We start from the raw sequence: 19374 nt of genomic DNA on the forward strand, positions 1-19374 counted from the left end.
GCCCTGCGCGCCCTGGCCGGCGACACCCTGCGCCTGGTGGACGACGACGCCGACCTGGTGCTGGCCCTGGGCGAGCAGGCGTTCCGCGCCGCCCTCGCCGCCGAGGGGCCGCCGGTGCTGGGCCTGGCGGTGCCACGCCGCGCCGCCGACCAATTGATCACCGACGATTGCCAGTGCAGCGCCATCTGGCAGGGCGTGCCGCTGGACACCCAGCTGGCCTTGTTGCGCGCCCTGCTGCCGGAGGCCCGCCGCATCGGCATTCTGCGCGCCCCGCACAGCGTCTGGCGCGCGGTACCGCCGGCGCCACCGGGTCTTACGTTGGAAGCGGTCACCGTGCCGGAGCCGGGCCGGCTGGGCGCGTTGCTGCGCCGCCACCTGCCGGACTGGGACGCGTTGCTGCTGCCCGAGGACGGCGCCCTGTTCGACGGCGGCGCCGCCCGGCTGGTGCTGCTCACCAGCTACCGCCAGCGGGTGCCGGTGGTGGGGCCGGACGGCGCCTATGTGCGCGCCGGCAGCGTCGCCAGCGCCCGTGTGTTGCTCAAGGATCTGGCCGGCGCCGCGCTCGACGCGGTGCACGCCCACCGGCGGCTCGGCCATTGGCCCGCGCCGGGCTTCGCCGGTCATTATTCCCTGGCCATCAACGAGCATGTGGCCGGCGCCTATGACCTGAGCCCCGTGGATCGGGCGCCCCTGGAACGGATTTTGGAGGCTACGCCATGACACGTCGCGGCGGCATTCGCCGGCAACTGCAATGGCTGGGGGTAATCCCGGCGCTGATCATGCTGATTCTGGTGCTGGTGTCGCTCACCTGGCAGCGCTTTCAGGACGCCGACAACGAAGTGCGCCAGCTGGGCGGCTTCCTCGCCCAGCAACTGGCCGGCAGCGCCGAATACGGCGTGCTCAGCGGTAATCTGTCCGACCTGCGCCGCCAGGCCAACATGGTGCTGGCGCGGCCGGACGTGCAGTACGTGCAGTTCCGCGACCAGGACGGCGAGCCGCTGCTGCGCGCCGGCCTGGAGGCCGACCGGGTGGTGGGCGAGGACGTGCTGGAATTCCACGCCGGCATCTACCGCCAGCCGGTGGCCCTGGACCCGGCCTTCGGCGAAGGCCGCTCGGCGCGGCCGGACCGCATCGGCGAGGTGGTGCTGGGCGTGTCCCGGGGGCGCATCCTCGCCCGCCAGAAGGAGATCATCGGCACCAGCCTGCTGCCGGCGCTGCTGGCCATGGTGGTGGGGCTGTTCAGCGCCGGTTACCTGGCGCGGCAGATCGCCGACCCGATCAGCTACCTGTCCGGGCTGGTGCGGGTGATCCGCGGCGGCGACTACCACGTGCGCGGGGTGCGCCCGCTCAGCGGCGAGCTGGGCCACCTGCAGATCGACATCAACGAACTGGCCGCCAGCCTGGATCAGGCCCGCCGCGATCAGCAGGTCGCCATGACCGAACTGCGCGAGGCGCACCACCGCGCCGAACACGCCAGCCAGGCCAAGAGCGACTTCCTGGCGATGATGAGCCACGAGCTGCGCACCCCCATGAACGGCGTGCTCGGCATGCTGCAGCTGCTGGAAACCACCCACCAGGACGACGAGCAGCGCGAATACACCGACGCCGCCCTGGAATCCACCGGCCACCTGCTGGCGGTGATTAACGACATTCTCGACTTTTCGCGCATCGAAGCCGGGCGCATGGAGATCGACCAGAGCTACTTCGCCCCGGAACCGCTGCTGCAGAACTGCGTGGGCACCTTCCGCTACCTGGCCCGGGAAAAGGGTCTGTACCTGGAGATGGAGGGCGCGGAGGCGCTGGCCGGCCTGGAGATCCGCTCCGACGCCACCCGGCTGCGCCAGATTCTCAGCAACCTGATCTCCAACGCGGTGAAATTCACCGAGGCCGGCGGCATCCGCGTACGGGTGGACGTGCGCCACGACGAACGCCACATGCTCAACCTCACCATCGACGTGCGCGACACCGGCATCGGCATCGCCGAGCACAAGCTCGACCGGCTGTTTCAGGCGTTCTCGCAGCTGGATTCGTCCAGCGCCCGGCGCTTCGGCGGCACCGGCCTGGGGTTGGTGATCGCCCGGCGCCTGGCGCAGATTCTCGGCGGCGACCTGACCGTCACCAGCGACCCGGAGCAGGGCAGCTGCTTCTCCCTGGCGCTGCGCGTGCGCAGCCGCGCCGTGGAGCAGCCGGCGGTGGCGGAGCCGAAAAAGGAGGTCACCCAACTGAGCGGCCGGGTGCTGCTGGTGGAGGACAACGACGTCAACCGGCTGGTGGCCTGCCGCATGCTCGAGCACCTGGGGCTGGAAGTGGCCACCGCCGGCGACGGCGCCACCGCCCTGGCGATGTGCGCGGAGCAGAACTTTGATTGCCTGCTGATGGACGTGCAGATGCCGGTGATGGACGGCCTGGAAGCCACCCGCGCCCTGCGCCGCCGCGAACGGGAAGCCGGCCGCGACCCGGTGCCGATCATCGCGCTCACCGCCAACGCCATGTTCGAAGAGCGCCAACGCTGCCTCGCCGCCGGCATGGACGCCCACCTGGCCAAACCCTTCCGCCGCCGCCGCCTGGCCCGCCTCCTCAGCCGCTATTTGTAACCCGGCGACAGCGGGCCTTGGGAGCAGGCAGGCAAGGCAGCTACGAAGCCCGGTTTGTGCGAGCGGGCCCAGCCCGCGAAAGGGAGCGAAGCTCCCGGCAGGATCCCAGAGACCGTTCTAACGGCAGCACAAACAGCGTCTCTGGTATCCCGCCGGGTGGCTAGCGCCACCCTTTCGCGGGCAGGGCCCGCTCCCACAAGACCCGCTCCCCAAAGGCCCGTTGTTATTCCTCTGGCTTAACCCGAGTAACCGTCGCCTCGAACGACCCCTTGGCCAGCCGCGTCTCCACGGTTTGTCCTTCTTTCAGGCTGTCCACCGACCGCAACGGCTGCCCCTCCATCAGCGTCAACGAATACCCCCGATCCAGGGTCGCCAACGGGCTGGCGGTGTGCAGCCGCCGCGCCGCGCCATCCAAACGCTGCGCCAGATGCCGCTGCTGATGCCGCAACGGCACCGGCAGGCGCCGCTGCAGTTCGTGCAACCGCTGCGCCTGGCGCGCCACCTGGGACGCCGGTGACTGCTGGCGCAGGCGCACGTCCAGCGGCTGCCAGCGGCCGCGCAGCAGCGCCAGCCGGTGGTTCAGCGTGCGCGCCATACGCGCCTGCAACTCGTCCACCTGCTGGCGGGTCTGCTCCAGCTGCCGGTTCGGGTGGCGGGCGTGCAGCCGCCGGGCCAGGCCTTCCAGCCGCTGGCGCTGCCCGCGCAGGTTCTGGACCATCAAATGCCGCTGGCGGCGCCCCAGCACCCCCAGGCGGTCGAGCAGGGCGTCGCCGTCCGGGCTGATCAGCTCCGCCGCCGCCGAGGGCGTGGGCGCGCGCACGTCGGCGGCGAAGTCACACAGCGACACGTCCACCTCGTGGCCCACCGCGCTGACCACCGGAATCGGGCTGTCCGCCACCGCGCGCACCAGCGCCTCGTCGTTGAACGCCCACAAATCTTCCAGGCTGCCGCCGCCGCGCCCCAGCACCAGCACATCGCACTCGTTGCGCTGAATCGCCAGGGCCAGCGCCCGGCGGATCTGCGCCGGCGCCTCGGCGCCCTGCACCGGGGTGGGATAGATCAGCACCGGAATCGACGGCGCCCGGCGCTTGAGCACCTGCAGCACATCGCGGATCGCCGCGCCGCTGGGGCTGGTGATCACCCCAATACGCCTGGGCCACGCCGGTAGTGGGCGCTTACGTTCCTGGGCGAACAGCCCCTCGGATTCCAGCTTCGCCTTGAGCGCCTCGAACTGGGCGCGCAAGGCGCCTTCACCCGCTTCTTCCATGTGCTCGACGATGATCTGGAAACCGCCGCGCGGCACGAACACCGTCACCCGGGCGCGCACCAGAATCTGCTGGCCGTCGCGGGGCTGGAAGCGCAGCAGGCTGTTACGGTTCCGAAACATGGCCGCGTTAACCTGGGCGCGATCGTCCTTGAGGCTGAAATAGATATGCCCGGAGCGCGGCCGCGCCAGGTTGGAGATCTCGCCCTGCAGCCAGATCAGCGGGAAGCTGCCCTCCAGCAGGCCCTGGGCCTCCAGGTTCAAGCGGCTGACGGAATACGGTTCGGTGCGCGAAGAAGTCATGCCGCGCAATTTACGGCGCTAGGGCGCCGGCTACAAGCTTCAAGCTGCAAGCCAGGCCGTGCTGGAGGAGAAGCCGTGCCGGGCGAAGAGCGGTTGCAAGTTGAAAGTTGCAAGTTGATAAGTCGCGGCAGAAAGGCCCTGCCGCGGCCTGACGGCCGGGAGGCACCGTTTTTGCTGAAAGCGCGGGCACGGCATCGCGGCCCGGTAGGCGCCACCCCATGTTTCAACTTGCAACTTGCTGGCGCTCCGCCAGTGGCACGGCCCTTCCTTCAGCACGGCCTGCCTGCGGCTTGTAGCTTGAGGCTTGCAGCTCCGATTGCTGCTGAGGCGGTAAATGTTTTATAATGTCCGGCTTAATTTAACGGAGCCCCTGGTTCGCCCTTGCGCCGGCTCCTACCTGCCCGACCCGGCTTCCCGGCCGGCGACAGCCCGGCGCCCCGGGGTCCAGACTCCCCTCAGTTTCTCTGTGTGCCAAGGGGTGCAACATGCTCAGAATCGCCCAAGAAGCACTGACGTTCGACGACGTTCTGCTCCTGCCCGCCCACTCCGATGTGCTGCCCAACGAGGTGTCGCTGAAGACGCGCCTGACGCGCAACATCGAGCTGAACGTCCCGCTGCTGTCCTCCGCCATGGACACCGTCACCGAACACCGTCTGGCGATCACCATGGCCCAGGAAGGCGGCATTGGCATCCTGCACAAAAGCATGCCGGTGGACGACCAGGCCCGCCAGGTGCGCGCCGTCAAGAAATACGAGTCCGGCGTGGTCAAGGACCCGATCACCATCAGCCCCAACGCCACCGTGCGCGAGCTGATCAACCTCACCGACGCCCACAACATCTCCGGCGTGCCGGTGGTGGAAGGCCAGAAAGTGGTCGGCATCGTCACCAGCCGTGACACCCGCTTCATCACCGACTACGACCAGTCCGTTGCCGACATCATGACCGGCCGCGACCGCCTGGTAACGGTGAAAGAGGGCGCCAGCGCCGACGAAGTGCAGACCCTGCTGCACAAGCACCGCATCGAGAAGATTCTGGTGGTCAACGACGCCGGCGAGCTGCGCGGCATGATCACCGTCAAGGACATCGAGAAAGCCACCCGTTACCCCAACGCCTGTAAAGACAGCCAGGGCCGCCTGCGCGTCGGCGCGGCCGTGGGCACCGGCGGCGGCACCGAAGAGCGCGTCGCCGCCCTGGTGGAAGCGGGCGTCGACGTGATCGTGGTCGACACCGCCCACGGCCACAGCCAGGGCGTGCTCAACCGCGTCGCCTGGATCAAGAAGCACTTCCCGGACGTGGACGTGATCGGCGGCAACATCGCCACCGCCGAAGCCGCCATCGCGTTGATGGAAGCCGGCGCCGACGGCGTCAAGGTGGGCATCGGCCCGGGCTCCATCTGCACCACCCGCATCGTCGCCGGCATCGGCGTACCGCAGATCACCGCCGTCTCCGAAGTGGCCGCCGCCCTTAAGGGCACCGACGTGCCGCTGATCTCCGACGGCGGCATCCGCTTCTCCGGCGACATAGCCAAGGCCGTCGCCGCCGGCGCCCACGCCATCATGATCGGCTCGCTGCTGGCCGGCACCGAAGAAGCGCCCGGCGAAGTGGAACTGTTCCAGGGCGGCTACTACAAAGCCTACCGGGGCATGGGCTCGCTGGGCGCCATGTCCGGCAAAACCGGCTCGTCCGACCGCTACTTCCAGGACGCCGCCGCCGGCATCGAAAAACTGGTACCCGAAGGCATCGAAGGCCGGGTGCCCTACAAAGGCCCGATGAGCGCCATCGTCCACCAGCTGATGGGCGGCCTGCGCGCCTCCATGGGCTACACCGGCTGCGCCAACATCGAAGAAATGCGCACCAAGCCCTACTTCGTGAAAGTCACCAACGCCGGCATGAAAGAATCCCATGTCCACGACGTGACCATCACCAAGGAAGCGCCGAACTACCCCGTCGGGTAAGGGCCTTGTGGGAGCGGGCCTCGCCCGCGAAAGGGTGGCGAAAGCCACCCGGCAACACACCAAACTTGAACTGGCCGGCTCACCCGCCGGCCTTTGCATTTAAAACACCGGCCCGAACCGGGGCCAGAGCGGACAAAGCCATGCAAGACATCCACGCCCAACGCATCCTGATCCTCGACTTCGGCTCCCAGTACACCCAGCTGATCGCCCGCCGCGTGCGCGAAATCGGCGTCTACTGCGAAATCCGCGCCTTCGACGCCACCGCCGAAGACATCGCCGAGTTCGACCCCAAGGGCATCATCCTCTCCGGCGGCCCGGAATCCGTCACCGCCGCCGAGACCCCGCGGGCCCCGCAAGCGGCGTTCGAGCAGGGCGTGCCGGTGCTCGGCATCTGCTACGGCATGCAGACCATGGCAGAGCAACTGGGCGGCTCCGTGATCAGCAGCGACAAGCACGAATTCGGCTACGCCCGCGTCACCAAAGCCGAAGGCAATCGCCTGCTCGACGGCATCGTCGACCACGAAGAGGGCGGCCAGGAATTCCTCGACGTCTGGATGAGCCACGGCGACCGCGTCGGCAGCATTCCGGAAGGCTTTGTCGTCTCCGCCACCACCGACAGCTGCCCCATCGCCGCCATGGCCAACGACGAGAAGGGCTTCTACGGCATCCAGTTCCACCCGGAAGTCACCCACACCCTGCAAGGCGGGCGCATCCTCGAACGCTTCATCCGCGAGCTGTGCGACTGCGACGCCCTCTGGACCCCGGCCAAGATCATCGACGACGCCGTCGCCGCCATTAAAGAACAAGTGGGCGACGACGAAGTCATCCTCGGCCTCTCCGGCGGCGTCGACTCCTCCGTGGTCGCCGCGCTGCTGCACAAAGCCATCGGCGACCAGCTCACCTGCGTGTTCGTCGACAACGGCCTGCTGCGCCACGGCGAAGGCGACCAGGTGATGGAAATGTTCGCCGACCACATGGGCGTGCGCGTGATCCGCGTTGACGCCGAAGACCACTTCCTCTCCCGCCTGGCCGGCGAAGCCGACCCGGAGAAGAAGCGCAAAATCATCGGCAACACCTTCATCGACATCTTCGACGCCGAAGCCGCCAAACTGAAAAACGCTCACTGGCTCGCCCAGGGCACCATCTACCCGGACGTAATCGAATCCGCCGCCTCCAAAACCGGCGGCGCCCATGTGATCAAATCCCACCACAACGTCGGCGGCCTCCCCGAGCACATGAAACTCAAGCTCGTCGAGCCCCTGCGCGAACTCTTCAAAGACGAAGTGCGCAAAATCGGCCTCGAACTCGGCCTGCCCTACGATATGGTCTACCGCCACCCCTTCCCCGGCCCCGGCCTGGGCGTGCGCATCCTCGGCGAAGTAAAGAAGGAATACGCCGACACCCTGCGCCTGGCGGACCACATCTTCATCCAGGAACTGCACGCCGCCGGCCTCTACCACAAAACCAGCCAGGCCTTCGCCGTCTTCCTGCCGGTCAAATCCGTCGGCGTCGTCGGCGACGCCCGCCGCTACGAATACGTCGTGGCCCTGCGCGCCGTGGAAACCATCGACTTCATGACCGCCCGCTGGGCGCACCTGCCCTACGAGTTCCTGGAGAAGGTCTCCAGCCGGATCATTAACGAGATTCCGGGGATCAGCCGGGTGACGTATGACATCTCGTCCAAGCCGCCGGCTACGATTGAGTGGGAGTGATCTGATTTAGCTCGCTAGTAAGGGCTTACTTGGAAGGCCGCCGACGCGGGAGCGTTGGCGGCCTTTTTTGCGTTTTAGGGCGAGAGTGTGGGTCAAGATGCCCGGCAGGCCTGCTGGGTAGGATCGCGCCCATAAGCAGGTCAGAGATCATTTCACGCACTTCTTAAACGGGACGAGTGGCCCAGAGGACGGTTCCTGAGGCTCTAAGGGGCGACTTAGAGAACCCCGCCGTCTAACCAACCGGCGGCGCGATCAGTAAATTAGGCGTGTAGTAAACAGGAAAAATCGATGATAAAATCCGCTTTGCCGAAATGTTATAAGGGCGGTCTGACCATGAACCAGGAAGAAATCTGTCGTTTCATTTGCCAAGAGCTACCCCGGCACTGTTTGCAGAGCCTGCTGGAAAGCATTGAAGCAGCGTTTGATAGAAGCGACAAGCAGCTGAAAGAGAATTATCAACATGTGCCATTGGCGGGACCTGGGCCGCAATCCCATCACTTCCAGGTCCAGGAGACACTGCTTCGCTTGCCAGCAGAAAATGGGTTTGAGGTCATCAATCGCACAACACGTCCCGCTGGTGGTCACTTTGCGCTGGTATGTGCTGGCAGCCTTAAGATTACGGCCAGTGTTATTACAACCGATAGAACACCTCCCATTCGTGACGCCAAGTTCCGGCGTGATCTCAGCCAGGAAAACCGCCGGCTGCATCAGCAACACCCTGATTTGTTCGAACCTTTTGTTCCTCCCTTCGGCCCTCAGGATGAATCTCTGCATGTCCTATTGTTGCCCTATACAGCGAAATGGAGCGAGGCAGACCACAGTGCACCTTTGGACTGTATTGTCGCCGTTCCCTACAGTGACGATCTCAACAGGTATCACATGCGGATAAGCGCTGATCAACTCTGGCAATATTACGAAGAAGAACCTGGTTTCGAAGATATCGCTTATCCGAAATTGCGTGACAGGATGCGTGATGCCGAAGCCCAGGATAACGAAGGCGGTAAGGAGTGATATGAGAACCGGCGTAGAAGGGTTTCAGGGCCTGCGCTTAAAGCAGTTGCGTGCGGCTCATAACTGGACTCTGGCCGAACTGAGCGAACAGATTGGGCGTTCCTCCAGCACGTTATCGGCCTGGGAAAACGGCTCCCAGCTTCCAGAAGCGGAGTCGTTTGGTCGCCTGTGTGAGGTGTTTGGCGTTTCTCGCCAGTGGTTCCTCAAACCGGTGTTTCATGGGGCAGACGAAAGCAAGCGTCCTTACTTCTTCCGTTCTCAGGCCTCTGCCCATAAGCAAGCACGAGCGTTATCACAGCTGTATCTTGACTGGGTGCAAGAAATATCCGACTTCTTTCAGGATGCGATGGACTGGCCACCGGTCAACGTCCCGATGCTTAACGCTGACGACTGCCGCTTGATCAGCGATGACGAGATTGAAGAGATTGCTCGGCAATGCCGTCAACGGTGGAAATTGGGCACAGCGCCCATCCCTGATGTTATTCAGGTGATGGAGAACGCCGGAATAATTTGCACTCGAGCTACGCTGGGTCATGTCAAAATGGACGGTGTTTCGCATGTGTCCGCCATGGATGGCCGCCCTTATGTCCTGATTGCCGCGGACAAAGCGAACGCAATCCGCAATCGCTTTGATGCCGCACACGAGCTGGGGCACATTGTGCTTCACTCTCGGATTCCGGCTAACCAGTACACTAAAAAGGAACTTTATGATCAGCTGGAGACACAGGCGCATCGATTTGCCAGCGCCTTCTTGCTGCCTCCCGAAAGCTTCACCCAGGAGGTGGCATGGCCTACTCTCGACAACCTGCTTTCGCTCAAATCTCGCTGGAAGGTATCCGTTGCAGCAATGATCGTGCGCTGCCGTGACCTCTCGATTCTGAATGAACAGCTGGAGTTACGGCTATGGAAAGGCCGTTCAGCCCGGAAATGGACAAAGGCCGAACCAGGTGATGACGCTATTCCTTTCGAGCAGCCCAAGCTGATGATGCGAGGGGTTCACCTATTGGTGGATAACGGTGCCTTTGAGCGTGATGCGCTGGTCAACCAAATAGGTTTGGCACCTGAGGTCGTTGAGATGCTTTGTAATCTCCGTCAAGGTTATCTGAGTAACCCGCCAAGTGCAGAGGATAAAGTGGTATCGCTCAAGCTAAAGCCCAGAGCGCAAAGAGCTGGCCGCACGAAAGTCGGAGATGTCTTGCCATTCAAAAAATAATCCTTGATCTCGACATGATTTTTCACTTCAAACGATCAGAAATAGGAAAAGAGTAGATGCCGCAGTTGTCCTGGTATAAGCGGGAGGAGGATTTGACCCGCGCAGCCCTCACTCCGTATCGATTGCTGCAGCCGGTTTCTAGCCTATCATACGGCGAGCCGTATTCACCCAATATGTTGATTGAGGGGAATAACCTTGATGCCTTGAAAGCGTTGCTTCCCTACTATGCGGGGCAGGTGAGATGTATATTTATTGATCCACCCTACAACACGCGGAATGCGTTCGAGCACTATGATGACAACATCGAGCACTCTCAATGGCTGTCGATGATATATCCGCGTTTGGATTTACTTCGAGAATTGCTGTCCAAAGACGGAAGTATCTGGATAACTATTGACGACAACGAATCTCATTATCTTAAAGTGATTTGTGACGAAATATTTGGAAGAGCCAACTTCGTTAATAGTGTGGTATGGGAAAAAGACGCCGGAAGAAAGAATGATACCGATATATCATCATCACATGACTATGTTTTGATCTACGCAAGAGATAGGAAGATTTGGAAGAAAAAACGAAACCTTCTTGATAGAACTGAGGAGCAAAAAAAGCGCTATAAAAACCCTGATAAAGACCCGAAAGGCCCATGGAGACAGGGCGCGGATGGAACCGCAAAAAGTGGGTCGGAGAGTTTGCGGTATGAAATCACCTTACCATCGGGGCGTGTGGTTACTCCTCCCTCGGGCAATTTTTGGCGTTTTAGCCGAGAAACTTTTGAGAAGGCTAGATTGGAAGATAGAGTTTATTTTGGAAGAAAGGGCGATAGCCTTCCCGTGATAAAAAAGTATTTATCCGACATTCAGGAAGGGATCGTACCTAAGACATGGTGGCCTTCATCAGAAGTGGGGTCTAATCAAGGAGCAAGGCGTGATCACCTGAGAAAGCTTCTTCCCGATATTGAGCCCTTCGCAACCCCCAAGCCTGAGCAGCTCCTACAGAGAATTATCCAGATAGCGACCAATCCTGGTGACATTGTCCTTGACAGTTTTCTTGGTTCCGGAACTACTGCTGCCGTTGCCCAAAAAATGGGCCGCCCGTGGATAGGTATAGAGATGGGTAAGCATGCCCGCTCCCACTGTCTCCCCCGCTTAAAGAAAGTTATAGATGGTGAGCAAGGCGGGATTTCTGAGGCTGTTGGTTGGGTTGGCGGTGGAGGTTTTCGATTCTTCAAACTAGGCCCGCCAGTATTCGACGAGAACGGTTGCATTCATAAAGATATAAGCTTTGAGCACTTGGCGGCTCATGTTTGGTTCTCCGAAACCGGCACCGGTCGCTCAACTCTGGCTGCGAGGGATACGTTCCTGGGAAGCCATGATGGCATTGGTTATTATCTGCTCTATAACGGGATTTTGGGCGATGACAGCAAGGTCGGCGGAAATGTTCTGACGCGCCGAATCTTGCGCTCACTTCCCAAATTCGATGGCCCGAAGGTGATCTATGGCGAGGCCAGCAGCATGACACAAGAGCAGCTCGACGAGCTGGAGATCATCTTCAAACAAACCCCCTACGACATCAAGGCATAACTTTATGGCTCTGGCTCTCAAGCAATATCAACGTCGCTCTCTGGCCAGCTTGGAACGTTTTCTGGAGCTAGCACGTCTTGAAGGTGCCGAAGCTGCGTTTAAAAGAACCGTGGATCAGAACCTACAGAATGAATACAAGCCCATGCCGGGCCTACCAACAGTGCCGTATGTCTGCCTGCGCATTCCCACGGGGGGCGGCAAGACGGTTATGGGCGCTCACATCATTCAAACCGCCAGCCGGTCTTTACTGGAGCGGCGTTTTCCACTCGTAATGTGGATGGTGCCAACCTCTCAAATTAAGGAACAAACCCTCGAAGCGTTCCGCGAGCCGAGGCATCCCTACCGCCAAGAACTCGATAGCGCTTTTGGTGGCCAGGTGGCGGTCTTTGATGTTGCAGATTTTTCCCAGATCAGGCCCGCGGACTTGGGCACCAAAGTCTGTATCGTCATTTCCACTGTTGCCGCGCTGCGCGTGGAAAATAAAGAAGGGCGCAAGGTATACGATTACCACGAAAACCTGGAGCCACATTTCACCAGCACTACTCAGAATCTGGAGCCTCTGCACAGGGACGACAGTGGGAGGTTGGTGGCGTCTTTTGCTAACTTGCTCAGAATGCACGGTCCACTGGTGATTATGGATGAGGCCCACAATGCCACTACCCCACTTTCATATGCTGTCTATAAGCGGCTGGGCCCGCGCGGCGTGATCGAACTAACTGCCACCCCAGATGTCAAGAGCTCCAATGTGTTGGTCAGTGTCTCGGCCTTTGAGTTGAAATCGGAAAACATGATTAAGTTCCCGGTTGTGCTGAAAGAGCACAGCGGAGAGTGGCAAGAGGCGATCAACAGCGCGGTAGCACGCCGCAATACGCTTGCCGAAACTGCCGCGAGGGAGCCCGACTATATCCGGCCCATCTTGTTGGTACAGGCCCAGAACGCCAAAGGCGCGGCCACGGTCGAGGAAGTAAAGCGGCATCTTATTGCGACAGGGGTGGCTGAAGAATCGATCGCCATCGCGACTGGGAACACGCGAGAGATCGACGGTGTGGACCTGTTTGCGCGTGAATGCCCCATTGAAGTGATTATTACCAAGCAGGCGCTTAAGGAAGGTTGGGACTGCTCCTTTGCGTATGTGTTCTGCTCGGTGGCCCAGGTCAAGAGTGACAAGGACATCCAGCAGTTGCTTGGCCGAGTGTTGCGGATGCCGTATGCCACTCGCCGCAAGCAAGAGGACATGAACAAGGCCTTTGCCCATGTCGTTACAGACGATTTTGGTCGGGTCGCGGGGGAGTTAACCCAGTCTCTGGTGAACATTGGTTTCAACCCACTGGAGGCTGCGACCGCTATTCGCAAGGAAAAGGAGCTTTCTCTGCAAGGTGGTGAGATCGCCGCTCCGGCACTCCCTTCCACCCGCCTTGAAGTGACAAAGGCACCAGATCTGAGCAATGTGCCGGAACGTGATCAGCAACGGGTGCTGTTTACCCCGAATTCTGAAGGTAAGGGGGGCACCATTGACCTTACCGATGAAATTGATGAGGCAACCATTGACGTCATTGTGGCCACGGCAACCCCCAAGAAAAGGGAAGAGCTGGCAGCTCAGGTTGAGCAGCACCAACTAAAAACTCTGGCCGCCAAGGCCCCGTGTGAAAAGGGCGCGGTGTTCAGCGTTCCGCGGCTATGCATGGTCGAGCAAGGCGAATTGGAATTGGTAGATAAAGGCGCGGTTTCGACCAACTTCAACTGGGACCTTCTGGCCTGCCCTCCCGACCTGTCCAGCTTCCGAATTAATGACGAAACCATGACCTTTGAGGTCGATTTAGAAGAGAGGCATGTCAACTATCATCTTATCAAGGACGATGCCGCCACCTATCTTCCCGGATTTGCTCATGATCGTACTGAGACGGACCTTATTGGCTGGCTCGATCACGAAATTCGAGAGCCATCTGTAAAGCAGCCAGTACTCCGCGAATGGGTGCGCCGCGCCATCAGAGGTCTTCAGGAAGAGCGCGGTTTCTCGTTGGCCCAATTGCTGAAAGGCCAGTTCATATTGCGTCGCAAGTTGGCAGAAGAGCTACAGGCAGCCAAGGTTGAGGCCTATAAAAATGGATTCCAGGAAGCGCTATTTGATGGCGGCTTGGAGATCGTCACCAGTGATGGACCGGATCATACTTATACCTACCCGGCCGACATGGCGCTATACCCAGCGAATAGCTACTACAGAGGGCCATATCGGTTCCGTAAGCACTATTATCCGGTACCGGGAGAGCTGCTATGGAAAACGCCAGCAGGCAAGGTGACTGAAGAGTTCGAGTGTGCCCAGGCTATCGACTTCCTTGATGATGTGGACTTCTGGGTTCGTAACTTAGTGCATGCTTCCCAGTTCTGGATGCCCACCTCACGACAGCGAACTTATCCTGACTTCGTTGCCCGACTAAAGGATGGGCGACTTCTTGTTATAGAGTACAAGGGAGCGGACCGTATCTCCGCAGATCAAGAAAAGGAAAAGCGCATGGTGGGAGAATTGTGGGCCAAGAATAGCGGCGGCAATGGCCTCTATCTTATGGCTCAGAAGAAGGACGAAAAGGGCCGCAATGTGCGTGAACAGATTCAGGCAGTAATTGGTGGTTAGCGAGCTCACGATCACAACATTTCGGTTTTCTGATCTGAGGATAGTTTCCGATTTTAATAAGTCCTGGCATCGTGCAAGGTGCCTTTATCTATGAGCTGGAAGAGCCGATATAGGCGCAGTTTCGAAGCGTGCAGGTTGTGATGTCCTGGACGTCGAAATTGCTGTTCAATTTCGGAGCTTGCGGCCGGTGGAGGAAGTTGTCATGGCGCCTCTGCGCGCGAAATGCGGATATCGATAATGCTTATGGATTCACCGACCAAACAGCCTGCCACGCTGCAAATTGCGAGGGCTTTATCCGGTAGCGAGCAAAGTTGCCGGCGTGCAAGCTCAGCACCTCATTTTCGGCCACTTCCCGGAACCACTGCCGGTCTTCTTGCGGAATATGTTGTTCTGACCATTGAACAATGCGATTAAACGCGGCTTTCTTGTTCAGCCGCTCAAGCACGATATTCTGGATAACGTCTTGCAATGCCGAGCGATACTTTAGCCGGAACGGGTCGGGTTCGCCGAGCGACTGTCTGACGGCCGTATAATGGGCCGCCGACCGCTCATAAGCCCAAATGAAAACATCCTTGAGCAGGTCGATCCGGTTCAGTTCATACACGCCGAACATGGCTTCAGTATAGATATCGGTGGGCACCTCCGTGAAGGAGAGCGGGATCAGATTGGCTTTGATGAACGGTATATTCGCCGCCAGCCGTGAAACGCGCTTGTTCACGTCATCGAACGGCTGCAGATACGGCAATTGCACCATGATAAAAAACGCCTGCTCGAAGGGATCGGCGATGGCGCTGGCCGTCGCCAGAATCTGATCAAAATAGTCCTCAATCAGGGGCGGCACTTCGAGTGGATGAAACACGGATTTCTCAATGCCAACCGCGATTCGGCGCAAGCGGCCAGTTGCTTCCGGGTCGGCCAACAGGTTGTTAGCCAGCAGTGCATGAAGGTTCAGGATCGTATAGCGGTTGAAGTCGATCTCCTCCGCCGAGCCCACAAGAAATTCGATGGCGTCCTTGTGGTTCAGGATCATTTGCGACTCGACGTGCGCCTTACCCGCCGTCTCTTCCCCGAAGGCGATCAATCGTTTCGTATCAAGCAGAGAGTAGGTGTTCCCCTCCAGGCGGCTGGAGTTCCACGAAAGATCGATCAGCAGGCGGTTCAGAATCTGCTTGGCGTAGGTGCCCGCGGGCCGGGGCCCCGAGGGCGGCGTGCCGATTTCCCTAAGATGCGCGCGCTCGGCGGGTGAAAGATACGCCGTATGGTTGGGCCGGTACTGGTTAAGGAAGCGGTGTTGATACCCCGCCGGCTTGCGTGACCGAAGCGGCTTGCGCAAGGCGTTCTGGACCTCAGCGGCCTGGCGGGAGACGGGTATAGCGCCCGCCGCTTCTTCGTGGGAGGGTTCCCGAACGCTGCTGCTCGTCCTGCACTCGGTATCCGCAGGCAGGTATCGGACCCACCGCTTTTCCCCGGTCTTGATGAGCCGGCCCGCATCCACCAGGTGCTTTAAACGGTACTGGAGCGTGCGCCGGGGCGGCGATTGCTCAAGGGCGTCCAGGACCGCCTGAAGGCCGATACCCTCAGGGTGGGCGGACACCACCGCTTCAATGTCCTGTAGTTCCTTTTCAGGTATGGGTTTTGCCATGATCGTGTATGCTGCGCATTGGATTGTGTGCGCAACTAAAGCACACCTAAGCGCAGCTATCAATGCTATCCGCAACGGATGTTGCGCATAGGGGGTTCGCGAAAGACCGCGCGATCGCCGGAGATGACGATGAAGTCGAGGCCTTCTTGATAGCAGCCACCACCGTTCGGATGAAGCCCAAAGGCTTATCTATGCAGTCCGGCATGCTGACCGACGGCCACCACGTCAACTCCTTGTGTGCCGTGCGCTTGCGCCAATGGCCACCCTCGTCCTCTGTGAACACCTCTCCCCGAGTAACCGCCTTAAATGCCGCCGGCAGGCAAGCGTCGGTGGCCTTTGGGGTTTGGAAAAAGAGAGTTGGTCAAGATATCAGGAGTAAGCCTGCTAGTTCAGTTTGTAAGTGGCTGACTTTTCTGGTTCTATTTTGCGTTAGGGGAATTCAAGAAAAGTGATATGACGCAGTCGCGTTCATTGGATGTTCGCGCCGTCGTACTAATACTTGTTAAGAAGGGAGGATCATGGCAAAGAAAAAGGGACCGCCTGCTAAGGAATTCCACCACTATCTGACAGAGGTGAGTGATGCTCATGTGGGGCAGGATGACTATATGGAAAGTCCGGCCAGCGCTTTCCTTAAATATACAGTTGAAGCAAAAAGTGCAGTCGATCTTTGTATTCGAAAGTTCCCCAAAAAAGGCAACAATGATTACACGAAGGACTCTCACGACAGCTTACAGTACCTTGTAGTATCTGTTCTGCCAGCAATAATGGGCCATTTTGAAACGTACCAGAGGCACCTGTTTGCAGGAATATTTGATCGGACTATCTATCTTAAAGATTTTGACTCGCAGCAGATGGTCAAGCGTCTTGAATCAGACCACTCGATTTCAGTTAGCTTAGCTGGTTTGGCCTCTTTCCGAGGCGGAAATCTTTCATCGATAGGGATTGTTGCAGCGGACAATTTATTTGGCTGGCATGACCCGGAAAAGGTGAACGAATTCTTCGAATCATTTGGGCTGAAAAGGCAAGTTTTTAGTAACTCCGCCATAAGAAAGCTCAGAGTGCTGTGGCAGCTTAGACACTCAATCGTACACACAGGTGGTACTTTGACACTGCCTGACTCACAAAAGGTGCGGGAGCTTGAGGAGTTTGGTGGAAAACAAATCGCCTTTGAGCACCAGTTCATCTATGAAGTAGCGCGGAAACTCCATCCGATTGTCGATAGCGCAACCAAGAACATGAAAACTGCGTTTGTAAGCCGGCTGAAGGAGGATCTACCTCAAACGACAATAGACGAAATCAATAAATTCTTTACGGTTGAATCTTCTTATCGGTCCTGGCTCAGTTCTTAACGATCGGCTGTACAGCGCCCGATTTTCCTCCGCTTCGCGGCTCCAAACCGACGCGTGAGCCGGGCGTTGGGCGCCAAGAAGGAAACACTATGAAAGCTGTCGAAATTTCAATTCACAATTTTCGTTCTATCTGCGATGCGTCAATAACATTAGCGGAATATGGGATTCTTGTGGGCGTCAATAACGCGGGGAAAACAACAGTCATTGATGCGATTCGGGCTTTCTATGGCAAAGGTGTTAAGTTTGATAAGAGTCGTGACTTTCCTCACAAAGGTGCGAGAGATAATGAGTCATGGGTCGAGATTGAGTTTAAGCCTTCTGCTGATGAGATTGATGCGTTAAAAGACGAGTATCGGTCGGAAGATGATACTTTTAGAGTAAGGAATTACCTCTTCTCAGATAAAAAAGATAAAGATGGGAAAGAGTTTTCTGGTCCATATGCCTATGCAAATGGTGAACTGTCCGGAGAGCGGTTTTATGGCTTCAAAAACGTGGGGCAGGGTAAATTTGGCGAGATCATCTACATTCCGGCAGTTTCTAAAATTGACGAACACACCAGATTAACAGGCCCTTCGGCACTCAGGGACCTTGTAAATTCGGTCCTATCAAGGGTAATGGAAGAGTCAGGTGCCTACCAAGCATTAAGTGAGTCATTTAATGACTTTGAGGGCGCGATCAAGACTGAATCTACTGCGGAAGGTTATTCGCTCCAAAGTATCGAAGCCGATATTTCGAACGAACTTTCTGATTGGGGAGCGGGATTTAGACTGAATATTAGCCCGGTCGGCATAGATGACATTATAAAAGGCCTTGTTAACCACGAGATCATTGATGGTTCTCTGGACAGAGCTCAACCAATTTCCGCATACGGCCAAGGATTTCAGAGAAGCGTTATCTATACTTTAATTCGTGTGGCGGCTAAGTATGGATCTAAAAAGAAGACGACAAAAAAGAAGGAGTTTGCGCCTGAGCTGACATGGGTATTGTTTGAGGAGCCAGAAGCATTTCTACATCCAACCCAGGTCAGCTCATTAAATTCAGATTTAAGTTCTCTGGCAGATAGTGCGGACTCACAAGTGCTTTTATCTACGCACAATCCCCAATTTGCTACACACAGTATTCGAAATATTACGGCAATTTGCAGGTTACAGCGAGAAGATTGCAGAACAAAATGCTACCAAGTATCGAGTGACGAGCTAGATAGCGTTCTCACAGTCAATCAACAGGATGCCCAGGTTTGGCAGGCTGCAGGTATTCCGATTGATCAAAATGATCTACAGACTGACATGGAGGCCGTAAAATACGCATTGTGGTTGGACCAGAAGCGAAGTGCAGCATTCTTCGCAGAAAAGGTGTTGCTAGTCGAAGGGCCAACCGAAACGGCGCTCTTGGCCTATATGTTTGACCACGGTCTCTTGCCGGATTGTAGGGGTGTATTTGTTATGGACACCATCGGAAAATACAATATACATCGGTTTATGCGGTTATTTCAGTCTTTTGGTATCAGGCATTATGTGCTTTACGATTTCGATAGTGGAAGGCATGCGCCAATAGACCAATCGATCCTGGCAGCATCCAATGAGTTTACCGGAGGTATAGAGACGTTCCCTGAAGACTTGGAGAGATTTATGGGAATTGCACCAGCAGGCCGTCCTCACCGAAAACCGCAACATGTAATGCTACAAGTGGCGCAAAACGGTATTGATCTAAATCCTCTTGCTGCGAAGATTAATGCATTAGTTTCACGGTAGAAGCGCGCCCATCAAGGCGCCCCACTTGACCGCTATTCCGCTGCCGCTCCATAGCGGCAAGTGAGCTTGGGCGTTACAAGAGTGCGCAGGCTGATCATGCCCCTTGTCGGCTACAGCTTTGGCTTTGAACGATTTAGTAATGCCGATCTGATCGCCTCCGCTCCCTTCCGATAACACACCACCGCAAGTAGCTCCGAATCAACCCAAACGCCCCAATAGCGGCTCCCACGATAGTGCCCGATCTCAATGTTCGGCTTGCGCTTCTTCATGATTCCCTCCATGAGTTTTAATGATACGTAAAGTCATCATAGGGGATGACGCCTGAATATGCTACTTATAGTGTGCCCTATGCGTCAACGTAGTTGTCACCC

The 19374-nt window shown here is 58.1% G+C and carries 12 protein-coding genes; 10 read left to right on the plus strand and 2 right to left on the minus strand.

What is annotated here, in order from left to right; genetic code table 11:
• Positions 1–720, plus strand: a 720-nt coding sequence (locus ISO4_RS15550; protein WP_194856803.1) for a hypothetical protein, incomplete at its 5' end; no start/stop codon positions are given.
• Positions 717–2594, plus strand: coding sequence for an ATP-binding protein (locus ISO4_RS15555; protein WP_194856804.1), 1878 nt, complete (start codon positions 717–719; stop codon positions 2592–2594). The genes ISO4_RS15550 and ISO4_RS15555, both read left to right, overlap by 4 nt.
• Positions 2595–2817: 223 nt before the next feature.
• On the opposite strand, the gene xseA is transcribed toward ISO4_RS15555, so the two are convergent.
• A complete protein-coding gene (xseA, locus tag ISO4_RS15560) occupies positions 2818–4161 on the minus strand; it encodes an exodeoxyribonuclease VII large subunit (RefSeq protein ID WP_194856805.1) in 1344 nt (447 codons plus the stop codon).
• A gap of 485 nt (positions 4162–4646) precedes the next feature.
• On the opposite strand from xseA, the gene guaB reads away from it, so the two are divergent.
• The 6 genes from guaB to ISO4_RS15590 all read left to right on the plus strand — a co-directional run bounded on the left by guaB (position 4647) and on the right by ISO4_RS15590 (position 14261).
• The gene (gene guaB, locus ISO4_RS15565; RefSeq protein WP_194856806.1) at positions 4647–6116 is read left to right on the plus strand and encodes an IMP dehydrogenase; all 1470 of its coding nucleotides are present in this window, start codon (positions 4647–4649) and stop codon (positions 6114–6116) included.
• Positions 6117–6256: 140 nt separating this feature from the next.
• Positions 6257–7828 carry a glutamine-hydrolyzing GMP synthase gene (guaA, locus tag ISO4_RS15570; RefSeq protein ID WP_194856807.1) on the plus strand — a complete coding sequence of 524 codons (1572 nt, stop codon included), beginning with the start codon at positions 6257–6259 and terminating at the stop codon, positions 7826–7828.
• Positions 7829–8116: 288 nt separating this feature from the next.
• Positions 8117–8839, plus strand: a complete 723-nt coding sequence (locus ISO4_RS15575; RefSeq protein ID WP_194856808.1) for a hypothetical protein — start codon at positions 8117–8119, stop codon at positions 8837–8839.
• Between the two features lies 1 nt (position 8840).
• Positions 8841–10052, plus strand: coding sequence for a helix-turn-helix domain-containing protein (locus ISO4_RS15580; RefSeq protein WP_194856809.1), 1212 nt, complete (start codon positions 8841–8843; stop codon positions 10050–10052).
• A 56-nt stretch (positions 10053–10108) separates the two neighbouring features.
• Positions 10109–11632 carry a site-specific DNA-methyltransferase gene (locus tag ISO4_RS15585; protein ID WP_194856810.1) on the plus strand — a complete coding sequence of 508 codons (1524 nt, stop codon included), beginning with the start codon at positions 10109–10111 and terminating at the stop codon, positions 11630–11632.
• 4 nt (positions 11633–11636) lie between these two features.
• Entirely contained in the window at positions 11637–14261 is a 2625-nt protein-coding gene (locus ISO4_RS15590; RefSeq protein WP_194856811.1) for a DEAD/DEAH box helicase, read from the plus strand.
• 241 nt (positions 14262–14502) lie between these two features.
• Here ISO4_RS15590 and ISO4_RS15595 read toward each other — a convergent pair whose 3' ends face one another.
• Positions 14503–15903, minus strand: coding sequence for a Fic family protein (locus ISO4_RS15595; RefSeq protein ID WP_194856812.1), 1401 nt, complete (start codon positions 15901–15903; stop codon positions 14503–14505).
• 518 nt (positions 15904–16421) lie between these two features.
• Between ISO4_RS15595 and ISO4_RS15600 the strand changes: the two genes are divergently transcribed.
• Together ISO4_RS15600 and ISO4_RS15605 are read left to right on the plus strand one after the other, a co-directional pair.
• The gene (locus tag ISO4_RS15600) at positions 16422–17252 is read left to right on the plus strand and encodes a hypothetical protein (protein WP_194856813.1); all 831 of its coding nucleotides are present in this window, start codon (positions 16422–16424) and stop codon (positions 17250–17252) included.
• Between the two features lie 89 nt (positions 17253–17341).
• Positions 17342–19003, plus strand: a complete 1662-nt coding sequence (locus ISO4_RS15605; RefSeq protein WP_194856814.1) for an ATP-dependent nuclease — start codon at positions 17342–17344, stop codon at positions 19001–19003.
• Positions 19004–19374 lie beyond the last annotated feature (371 nt).

It is taken from the genome of Alloalcanivorax venustensis ISO4, from assembly GCF_015356855.1.
GTDB lineage: Bacteria > Pseudomonadota > Gammaproteobacteria > Pseudomonadales > Alcanivoracaceae > Alloalcanivorax > Alloalcanivorax venustensis.

Coding starts and splice junctions, on each gene's coding strand:
- ISO4_RS15595 (WP_194856812.1), bottom strand. CDS start 15,903: ATGGCAAAACCCATACCTGAAAAGGAACTACAGGACATTGAAGCGGTG.
- ISO4_RS15600 (WP_194856813.1), top strand. CDS start 16,422: ATGGCAAAGAAAAAGGGACCGCCTGCTAAGGAATTCCACCACTATCTG.
- xseA (WP_194856805.1), bottom strand. CDS start 4,161: ATGACTTCTTCGCGCACCGAACCGTATTCCGTCAGCCGCTTGAACCTG.
- ISO4_RS15585 (WP_194856810.1), top strand. CDS start 10,109: ATGCCGCAGTTGTCCTGGTATAAGCGGGAGGAGGATTTGACCCGCGCA.
- ISO4_RS15605 (WP_194856814.1), top strand. CDS start 17,342: ATGAAAGCTGTCGAAATTTCAATTCACAATTTTCGTTCTATCTGCGAT.
- ISO4_RS15555 (WP_194856804.1), top strand. CDS start 717: ATGACACGTCGCGGCGGCATTCGCCGGCAACTGCAATGGCTGGGGGTA.
- guaB (WP_194856806.1), top strand. CDS start 4,647: ATGCTCAGAATCGCCCAAGAAGCACTGACGTTCGACGACGTTCTGCTC.
- ISO4_RS15575 (WP_194856808.1), top strand. CDS start 8,117: ATGATAAAATCCGCTTTGCCGAAATGTTATAAGGGCGGTCTGACCATG.
- guaA (WP_194856807.1), top strand. CDS start 6,257: ATGCAAGACATCCACGCCCAACGCATCCTGATCCTCGACTTCGGCTCC.
- ISO4_RS15590 (WP_194856811.1), top strand. CDS start 11,637: ATGGCTCTGGCTCTCAAGCAATATCAACGTCGCTCTCTGGCCAGCTTG.
- ISO4_RS15580 (WP_194856809.1), top strand. CDS start 8,841: ATGAGAACCGGCGTAGAAGGGTTTCAGGGCCTGCGCTTAAAGCAGTTG.